At 67.9% G+C, this 8,841-nt stretch carries 8 protein-coding genes and 1 pseudogene; 6 read left to right on the plus strand and 3 right to left on the minus strand.

All coding sequences use genetic code 11. The annotated features are described in order from the left end of the window. Together A5714_RS07440 and A5714_RS07445 are read left to right on the plus strand one after the other, a co-directional pair. A pseudogene (locus A5714_RS07440) lies at nucleotides 1–466 on the plus strand (alpha/beta hydrolase fold domain-containing protein); the annotation flags it as partial. Between the two features lie 416 nt (nucleotides 467–882). Beyond that, nucleotides 883–2,250 carry an aldehyde dehydrogenase gene (locus A5714_RS07445; protein WP_156747215.1) on the plus strand — a complete coding sequence of 456 codons (1,368 nt, stop codon included), beginning with the start codon at nucleotides 883–885 and terminating at the stop codon, nucleotides 2,248–2,250. Nucleotides 2,251–2,302: 52 nt separating this feature from the next. On the opposite strand, the gene A5714_RS07450 is transcribed toward A5714_RS07445, so the two are convergent. Both A5714_RS07450 and A5714_RS07455 read right to left on the minus strand, forming a co-directional pair. Beyond that, entirely contained in the window at nucleotides 2,303–2,983 is a 681-nt protein-coding gene (locus tag A5714_RS07450; RefSeq protein ID WP_156747216.1) for a TetR/AcrR family transcriptional regulator, read from the minus strand. After that, entirely contained in the window at nucleotides 2,980–4,377 is a 1,398-nt protein-coding gene (locus A5714_RS07455) for an FAD-binding oxidoreductase (RefSeq protein WP_068284299.1), read from the minus strand. Before A5714_RS07455 ends, A5714_RS07450 begins: the two co-directional genes overlap by 4 nt. 386 nt (nucleotides 4,378–4,763) lie before the next feature. Between A5714_RS07455 and nadC the strand changes: the two genes are divergently transcribed. Genes nadC through A5714_RS07475 form a run of 4 tightly spaced genes read left to right on the plus strand, consistent with a single transcriptional unit; the run spans nucleotide 4,764 to nucleotide 8,121 of the window. Further along, complete coding sequence (nadC, locus tag A5714_RS07460; RefSeq protein WP_068284303.1) at nucleotides 4,764–5,663, plus strand: carboxylating nicotinate-nucleotide diphosphorylase; 900 nt, start codon at nucleotides 4,764–4,766, stop codon at nucleotides 5,661–5,663. Then, complete coding sequence (locus A5714_RS07465) at nucleotides 5,656–6,393, plus strand: orotidine 5'-phosphate decarboxylase / HUMPS family protein (protein WP_068284306.1); 738 nt, start codon at nucleotides 5,656–5,658, stop codon at nucleotides 6,391–6,393. The genes nadC and A5714_RS07465 overlap by 8 nt, the downstream gene beginning before the upstream one ends. Nucleotides 6,394–6,404: 11 nt before the next feature. Next, nucleotides 6,405–6,746 (plus strand): phosphoribosyl-AMP cyclohydrolase, encoded by a 342-nt coding sequence (locus A5714_RS07470; RefSeq protein WP_068068100.1) that lies wholly within the window; start codon nucleotides 6,405–6,407, stop codon nucleotides 6,744–6,746. 7 nt (nucleotides 6,747–6,753) lie between these two features. Next, the gene (locus A5714_RS07475) at nucleotides 6,754–8,121 is read left to right on the plus strand and encodes an MFS transporter (protein ID WP_068284313.1); all 1,368 of its coding nucleotides are present in this window, start codon (nucleotides 6,754–6,756) and stop codon (nucleotides 8,119–8,121) included. A 29-nt stretch (nucleotides 8,122–8,150) separates the two neighbouring features. Here the strand turns inward: A5714_RS07475 and A5714_RS07480 are convergent. Continuing rightward, nucleotides 8,151–8,841, minus strand: a 691-nt coding sequence (locus tag A5714_RS07480) for a GTP-binding protein (RefSeq protein WP_068284308.1), incomplete at its 5' end; no start/stop codon positions are given.

Raw genomic sequence — 8,841 nt, forward strand, 5'->3', positions numbered from 1 at the left:
CCACGGTGGCGGCACCGTGATGGGTCACGCCGCCCAAGATGACAAGTACCTGCGGAAATTGTCTCGTTGCGCCGGCGTCGCGATCGCGGCGGTGGAGCACCGATTGGCGCCCGAGCACCCGTATCCGACGCCCGTCGAGGATTGTTATGCGGCGTTGCGGTGGCTGGCCAACCAACCATGGGTGGATCCGGCGCGAGTCGGCGTCGGAGGGGCCAGCGCCGGCGGGCATTTCGCAGCGGCGGTGGCCCAGCGAGCCCACGATCGCAAGGACGTGGCACTGGCCTGTCAGCTGCTGATCTATCCGATGCTCGACGACCGCACCGGAGCCGAGCGCGACGCCCGCAAGCGCCTGATGTGGACGGCAACGGACAACCAACTCGCCTGGCGGTGGTACCTCGACGGAGCCGACCCGCGCGACGCGGCGCCGGCGCAACGAGACAATTTCCGCAGGTACTTGTCATCTTGGGCGGCGTGACCCATCACGGTGCCGCCACCGTGGATCCACAGCAGCGCGGGTGCTCGACTCGGTAGGTCGGTCGGGCGATGCAGCCGGACGGTGACGTGTTCGTTGACGGCGGCCACCGGCACGTCGCGGATCCGGCCCGCGTTGCCCATCAGATGCATGAGCTTGCGCTGCAACTTGAGACCGTGTTGCAGCGCGTAGCCGCGGGGCAGGAACCGGGCCACCGTGCGTAGGTCTGGATTGAGCGCCTGTCGTGAGGTGTAGGCGTTGTCGGGATATGCCTCGCCCATTGACCTGACCTTTGATTCGCGTGCCCGCGGACCCGCCGACCATACCGGACGAGCGTTGTCTCGGCCGGTGCGACATCCGGCCTGATTGGTCGGCACGAGCGCAGGGTATCCGCTGGCGTGTCTTCGGCCATGACAAAGATCATCAGCGTCCTGGATCCCCGCACTGGCGACACCGTCTCGCAGGTGCCGATCAGCGAGCCGTCCGACTGCGATGAGGCGATTCGCCGCGCCGCCGCCGCGGCCGACGAGTGGGCTCGCACCTCGCCGGCGGATCGGGCCGCCGCCATCGCCGCGGCGGCGTCGGATGTCTACGCCGCCGCCGACGAGTTGGCTGAGCTCAACGAGCGAGAGACGGGGAAGGTGCGCGGTGACGCGCGCGGTGGCGTCGATGCCGGCATGGGAACGCTGCTGCAGTACGCCCAGCTCGGCCCGTTGCATCGGGGGCACGCGCTGCAAGGCGGCTGGTCGGCGGCGGACCTGATGATTCCGCAGCCCCGGGGAGTGGTCGCGGTGCTGACCCCATGGAACGATCCCGTCGCCGTGGCCGCCGGGTTGCTCGGTGCGGCGCTCGTGACCGGCAACACGGTGGTGCACAAGCCCAGCGAGCGCTGCCCACAGACGGGCCGGCGCTTCGCGGAGCTGCTGGCGGCGCGGCTGCCCGACGGTGTGCTGCAGATCGTCGACGGCGACGGCACGGTCGGCGCCCGGTTGGCCGAATCGGAATTGGTGGACGTGGTCGCGCACGTGGGCAGCAGCGCGACCGGCCAGGAGATCGCTCGGGTTTGCGCGCAACGGGGGGCCAAAGCGCTGCTGGAGAACGGCGGCAACGACGCGCTGATCGTGGACGCCGACGTGGATCCGGCCTGGGCGGCCTCGCAGGCGGCGTTGGGAGCCTTCGCCAACGCGGGGCAGATCTGCGTCTCGGTCGAGCGGATCTACGTCCTGCAGTCGATCGCCGACGCGTTCATCAACGCGCTGGTCGACGAGGCGTCGGCGTGGGCGGGCCGGGTCGGCCCGCTGGTCGACGAGCGACATCGCGAGCACGTGCACGCTCACGTGGAAGACGCCGTCAAGCAGGGCGCCCACGTGCTGATCGGCGGGGAGCCGGCCGAGGGGCCCGGCTCCTTCTATCCGCCGACGGTGTTGACCGATTGCTCGCCGGTCATGGCGGTGTTGCGCGAGGAGACGTTCGGCCCGATCGCGCCGGTGCGCGTCGTGCCCGATTTCGCCACCGCGCTGGCCGAAGCCGCCGACGACCGGTTCGGCCTGGCGGCCACCGTGTTGACCGCCGACATGGGGCGCGCCCAGGAGGCGTGGCGCAGCCTTCCCGTCGGGACCGTGAAGATCAACGACGTGTTCGGCGGCGCCCCTGGCGGCGCGTCCGAGCCGCGCCGCGCCAGTGGCAGCGGGTTCGGCTTCGGGCCGGAACTGCTGGACGAGATGACGGCCGTGAAGGTGGTGCACTGGTCGGCGCCGGGCCGTTCAGACGTGCGGTAGGCGAATGGCGCTACGCGGCAATGGATATGGCGTCTTAGCGCGCGTCGTTTGCTCAGTGATAACCGCCGCGGCCCAGCATCACCCCGACATGGCGCAGCAGCGCCGCCCGGAATTGATCGGCCGACGGGTTGGGAAAGCGCAGCGTGCGCGGAATCATGCCGCCGGCCAACGACGCGAGCAATAGATCGACGATGTCGTCGGGGCTGGCGACTGGCGTGAAGACGCCCGCGTCGGAGCCGTCGATCACGGTCTGGACGAACGGTGCGCGGTAGCGCGCCCAACCCTGCTGGCTGTAGTCACGCAGTTCCTCGTCACGCATGCTGGACCGCCAGACTTCGATGAGCAGCCGATGATTGGTCAACGGAGTGTTGAGGTTTCGGTCGATCATCGCCACCAGGCGAAGCCAGGGATCGGCTTCGGCCTGGGCCACCGCCTCGAGCGCGACGACCTCCTTCTCGGTCGCGTGCCGAATCGCCTCGATCAGCATGTCCTCACGCGAACCGAAATAGTTCTGCAGCGTGCTGATGGCAGCACCGCTGGCGGCGGCGACGTCCGCAAAGCGCGTGCTCTCGTACCCGCGCTCCGCCAAGACGTCGGCGACGGTCTCGGCGACCGCGGCCCGGCGGGCTCCGCCTGCCCGCCGGGTGCGTCGCTCTATGGGCATGGGTGAATATGGTACGGCCATACCACGCCGATGCAACCTTTCACCGGCGCGGCGCAGTGCCGCGGTCACAGTGCCGGGTGCGGGGCGATGTTGTGGTTGACGCGGAACCTGTTGTCGGGGTCGTATTTTGCCTTCGCCGTTCGCAACCGGTCGTAGACGTCGGGAGCGTAGGCTCGGCGGGTTCCTCGCTCGTCGATGTCACCCGGCCCCTGGAAACTGGGGCTGCCCTGTTCGTGCAGCCAGGGCGTCAACGCCGCGATCAATTCGCAGCCGGACCGTCCGAACTCGGCTGCCGCCCGGCCCGGCGGCACGACCGTCAACCCGAACATGGCGAAGGCCGCGTCGCGGGCTCCCACGGAGTTCGGAACGGCCGGTGGCCTGGCGAACGCCCCCTGCAAGTGCCGGATGTCGACGATGTTGATCGCGCTCTGCGACCCCGGTCCCACGGCGTCGACGATCGCGGCCACCGTGTCATGAGTCAACTCGCGCAGCAGCGCGAATTGTTCGACTGCGGCCGCCGGGTCGGTCGGGTCGTTGGTGATGGTTCCGAAAGCGGAATAAGGAATGGTGGTCACAGTGTCTGCCAGCAGCGGCGCCGCTTGGCGCAGCGGTTCGATGAGCCGATCCCCGGTGGCGGCGTCGCCGACAAAGGACACGCGCAGCGAGACGGTCGGCTTGCCGGCCATGAACGGCGGAAGGCCGGGCAGCGGTGGCAGATTCAGCAGCGCGAAGCCGGTAGTGAGCTCGTCGGGCGCCGATACCGTCAACGCGCGATAGGCCTCGAGGACGGGCGCGATGTGTTCACCGGCGTAAAACAACGCGCCGGCGTAAAGCTGTGTCACGGGAAACAGCGCGAATTCCATGGCCGTCACGACCCCGAAGTTGCTCTTCCCGCCGAGCAGCGCCTCGAACAGGTCGGCATGCGACTGTGGTGTCACACAACGCGACTCGCCGTCCGCGGTGACCACGTCGATCGCGCTCACATGGTCGCAGGCCCACCCGTACTTGCGTCCCAAGGTGGCGCTGGCACCGCCACTGAGGGTGTAACCGACCACGCCGACGCCGGGAGCCGATCCGCACAGCGGCGCCAAGCCGTGGGAAGCGGTGGCAGCGACGAGCTCCGCGAAGCGGATGCCGGCGCCGACGCGCACGCGGCGCTGTTCCGCGTCCACCGTGACCTCGCGCATCCTGCCCGTGGTGATCATCAGCGTCTCGGCATCGGCCGGAACCGAAGGTCCGTGTCCGGTGTTCAGGACCGCGATCTTTAGATTATGGGCGGCAGCGAAACGCACCGCGTTCGCGACATCCGAGGCATCGACAGCGCCCACGACGACGGCCGGGCGGTGGCGCACGACTGTATTGAAAACGCCTGTCTCGTCGCCGAATTCGGGGCACTCCGCCGTCAGCAGGGGTCCGTTCAGACTTTGTTGCAGTTGCGCAAGTGCGTCGTGCCAGCTGGGCATCGCCGGTTCCTTCCTATAGCGAATAGTGCCTCGCGGTGGGGTGTTGATCAGGCAAGGTCGTCACCGCGAAGCAAAAGGTATTGCAGTACGGTATGACCATACCTAGTTCGCGGCGCTTCGGCCAGGGATAGGTGGGGAGGGCCAAGTGGGTCGCTTCGCGCGAGGTGGGCGGCTGGGGCCTGCCCATGGGATTCTGATCGCCGCGGTATTAATAGGGGACAGCAGCCGCGCCCTCCGATACCGTCTGCTCAAGTGGTGACCTCTGTATTCGATTCCCGGACAACGCGATTGCGCGGCGGTCTCCTCGGATGAATCGTGATCTCGTGCCCAATGGGTCCGGCGTTTTAGCCGCCGGTGCCGGCTGCGGGCTGAAAGGGTGAGAGCCGATGCAGCTATCGGGGTTCATGGTCCGGCCCTTCGTGGAGCAGGGGCTCCGCGAGGAGATCGGCGCGGGTGACACCACCGGCGGTTTCCTGGTTGGGCCGGACGACCGGAGCCAGGCCCTGATCTACGCCAAGAAGCCCGGTGTGGTGTGTGGTCTGCTGCTCGCCGAAGAGACGATCAAAGCGATCGAACCCAACGCTTTTGTCTCCTACCAGGTACACGACGGCGAGCGGGTGCAACCCGGCGATGTGCTCTTGCGCGTGCAGGCCCAGACCCTCACCCTGTTCGCCGCGGAGCGCGCCGCCCTGGACTGGATCCAACAGCTGTCGGGCATCGCGACGAAAACGCGTCGCTACGTCGCCCTGGTCGAGCCGTACGGCACCCGGATCACCGACACCCGCAAGGGCGTCCCCGGCATCCGGGTTCTTCAGAAGTACGCGGTCCGCGTGGGCGGCGGCCATAACCACCTGTTCGGCCTGCACAACGCGATCCTGGTTAAGGACAACCACATCAAGGCGGCCGGTGGCTTGACCGAGGCGGTCGAGACGTTGCGGGCAAGGGCTCAGCACACGTTCAAGATCGAAGTGGAATGTGAGACGTTGAGCCAGGTGGAGGAGGCGGTCGCCGCGAACGTCGAGGTGATCATGTTCGACAACATGGACCTCGACGAGATGCGCGCCGGTATCGCGCTGGTCGGTGGTCGCGCGATGACGGAGGCATCGGGCGGCATCCGCGAAGACAACATCGTCGAGGTGGCCAAACTCGGTGTGGACGTCATCTCCGTCGGCGACCTCACCCACAGCGTCGAAGCGCTGGACGTCAGTCTGGACATCGGCGAGGTCAAGCCCAGCGCGCAGCGGTTCATTGCCGAGGCGTTAAAAGCAGACGTCGTCCGTGCCTGACGCCGCCGACTGGCGATCCACCGACGGCGGTGTGATTCCCGCGCTGGACGTGGACTCCGTCGATGCGCTCAGGCGTCTCGTCGAGGCGACCACCGACATCGACGGCATCGTGGCCTACAAGCTCGGGATCGCCGGCGCCCTGCGCCTCGGCCTGCCCGCTGCGGTCCAGGCAATCCGGGAAATATCGCACCTGCCAATCATTTACGACCACCAGAAGGCCGGGCCCGACATCCCGGATATGGCCCACCGGTTCTCGCAGCTCTGCCGCGAGGCCGGCGTCACGGCCATCGTTTTGTTCCCGCTTGCCGGGCAGCGGGCGGTAAGCGAATTCGTCGGCCAAGCGCGTGTGGCGGGTCTGACTCCAATCGTTGGAGGCGCTCTGCCCTTGCCGGAATACTTCGCAAGTGCCGGTGGCTTTGTCGCCGATGATGCGCTCGAGCGCATCTTGGGTGCGGCGGTCGAGCACGGCGCCGGCCACTTTGTCCTCCCCGCCCATGACGCCGCGGCGGTGCGCCTCCACGCGAAGGCTCTCCAGGACCGGGTCGACAGGCCGGTGTTGTTGTTGCCGGGCATCGGAGCGCTGGGAGGCAGCATTCCCGAGGTATTCGCCGCGGCGGTGGGCTGCCGCCGGTATGCGGTGGTGGGCCGCGCGATCGCCGCGGCCGACGATCCGCGCGAGGCGGCGCGCCGGCTGGGCGAACAGGCGCTCACCGCGGCCGGCGCCAATTGAGGAGGGTACTGATGAGCTTCGATCAGACGGTCGCACTGGACTTCTCGAAGCTGGGCGGCCTGGCGCCCGTGGTGTTGCAGCACGCGGTCACTCGGGAGGTGCTCATGGTCGGGTTCGTGGACGAGGAGGCGTGGGCGAAGACGCTGAGCACCGGTGTGGTGACGCTGTTCCGGCGGACGCTCGGGCGCGTTCAGGTGAAGGGCGAAGACGACGGAAGCCCGCCGTTGCACATCCAACGCATCGCCGTCGACTGTGACTCGGACACCGCCTTGCTGGAGATCGAACCCCAGACACCGGTGTGCCACGACGGCGGCGTGACGTGCTTCAGTAAGCCGGTTGCCGTCCGTGGATGAGGCACAGGTGACGGCGTCGACGGACGTCGGCCCCGCCGTTGCGCGGCGATTCGGGGCGGCGGTCGCGGCGTCGATCGTGGGGTTCGCCTTCGACCTCTACGACCTGTTCATCCTGCTGTTCGTCGCCTCCGCCGTCAGCGAGCTCATCTTTCCCGCGCGCAGCGAAACGCTCTCGCTCGCCGCCGTATACGCCTCGTTCGCGGTGAGTCTGATCATGCGGCCCCTCGGCTCGTTTGTCTTCGGGCCGCTTGCGGACCGGCTCGGGCGGAAGCGACTGCTGCTCGTCACGACCGCGGGCGCCGGGCTTTCGACGGCGTTGATGGGTGCGGTTCCGACGTTCGCGGTGGCCGGTGCCGCAGCGCCAATAGGTTTCATCCTTCTCCGGCTGATACAGGGGTTGTTCGTCGGCGGCATCGTCGCCTCGACGCACACACTTGCCACCGAGACGGTGCCGGAAGATCTGCGCGGCGCGGTGTCGGGCTTGGTCGGCGGGGGAGGACCGGCGGTCGGTGCCGTGTTGGCCTCGGTTGCCAGCCTAATCTGCCATGCACTGTTCCCGGGCGCGCAATTCGCCGTGTGGGGTTGGCGCTTCATGTTTTTCAGCGGGCTGCTGGGTGCGGTGCTGAGCTACCTTCTGCTGCGGGGCGCCGGCGAACCCGCGTCGTGGCAAGACCACGCCGTCGCCGGCGCGTCGACGCACACGACCGTGAAGAGCCTGTTCGAGCGTGGCCGGCGGCGGACGATCCTCACCGGCGTCCTGGTGGTTTCGGGCGCCGGGACGTCGTACTACCTGACGTCCGGTTACCTGCCGACCGTGTATCAAAAGTTCAACAAACTCGACGGCGGATTGGCGAGCGACTTCCTCATCTGTTCGAGCGTCGTCGTGGCGGTCGGCACTGTGGCCGCCGGGGCGTTGAGCGAAGTCTGGGGGCGCAGGAGGACCCTCGTACTGTTCGGTGTGATCGACCTCGTGGTGGTCCCGTCGCTGTACTGGGTGATCACCCAACTGAACGCGCAGTCCGGCCCCCTGATTTTGCTGTACTCGTTGATCCTCGTGTTCTTGTCCAATGCGATCTATGGCCCCGCGATGATCTACCTCAACGAGCTGTTCCCCACCGGCGTCCGAGCCACCGGGACCGCGTTCCTCTGGAACGGCGGCTTCGCGATCGGCGGCCTCATGACCACCTTCGTGACGTTGGCCAGTCCGACACTCGCAGACATCCCATCGCGGCTGGCTGCCTTTCTCTTCGCCTGGTACGTCATCTTTCTCATCGCCGTTCTGGTCGGCCCGGAGACCATCGGACGGCTCGAGCGGACGGCGGTCACGCCCGTGGCCGAGCCGTCACTTGCCGCGGCCGGCGAGGGTCCCGGATAGGACCACGAAGCGACTCTCCACCCTGGCGGTCAGGGGCGGCGGCGGCGATACCGCCGAAGGCGGTGCACCGTTGCCGCCGTTGGCGAGCCGGTGGCGGGGCGTAGCGCCGCTTCCAACCGAGCTCGAACGTCGTCATCGTCGAGGTGGGCGCCGATCGCCACGAGGCAGTTGGCGACCGCACCGGGCGGCGCGGCCTCGACGTGAACGGCGTCGGCCACCACGTTGACCAGGTAAGTGGGGGTGGCGGCGCCGTACCGCACCGCCACCACACCCTTGAGCCGGTACACCCCGTCTGGGGGATTCTCCAGAAGGTCGAGCAGCGCGCCCGGGTCGACGAGGCCGGTGCTCGTCACCGTGACCGAGTCGGCGTGGGCCGAATGGTGCGCATGCGCTGAGTCGACGTCGACGAACAATTCACGCAAGGACAGCTGGCCGGGCTGGTCTCGTGGCACCGCGACGTCGTACAGCAGTTCTGGGTCGATGTTCCCGTCTATCGCTCCGATGACTGCCGCGCGTGACCCGCGTTGCTGCACCCGGTCTTTCACCCGATCGACCATCGCCGCGCGCTCGGTTTCGGGAAGTCGATCGAGTTTGTTGACGACGATCAGCGATGCCGCCGCGTAGCGGGCAGGAGGCGTGGGGCCGACGTCGACGGTGTCGAAGTGCGTTGCGGCGTCGATGACGTCGACCAGCCCGCCGAACCGGACGCCCTTGACATCG

The organism is Mycobacterium sp. E2462 (genome assembly GCF_001672685.1).
Classification (GTDB): Bacteria; Actinomycetota; Actinomycetes; order Mycobacteriales; family Mycobacteriaceae; genus Mycobacterium.

Bases quoted from the DNA above. Each gene is read 5' to 3' on its own strand.
- A5714_RS07445 (WP_156747215.1), top strand. From the start codon at position 883: ATGACAAAGATCATCAGCGTCCTGGATCCCCGCACTGGCGACACCGTC.
- A5714_RS07455 (WP_068284299.1), bottom strand. From the start codon at position 4,377: ATGCCCAGCTGGCACGACGCACTTGCGCAACTGCAACAAAGTCTGAAC.
- nadC (WP_068284303.1), top strand. From the start codon at position 4,764: ATGCAGCTATCGGGGTTCATGGTCCGGCCCTTCGTGGAGCAGGGGCTC.
- A5714_RS07470 (WP_068068100.1), top strand. From the start codon at position 6,405: ATGAGCTTCGATCAGACGGTCGCACTGGACTTCTCGAAGCTGGGCGGC.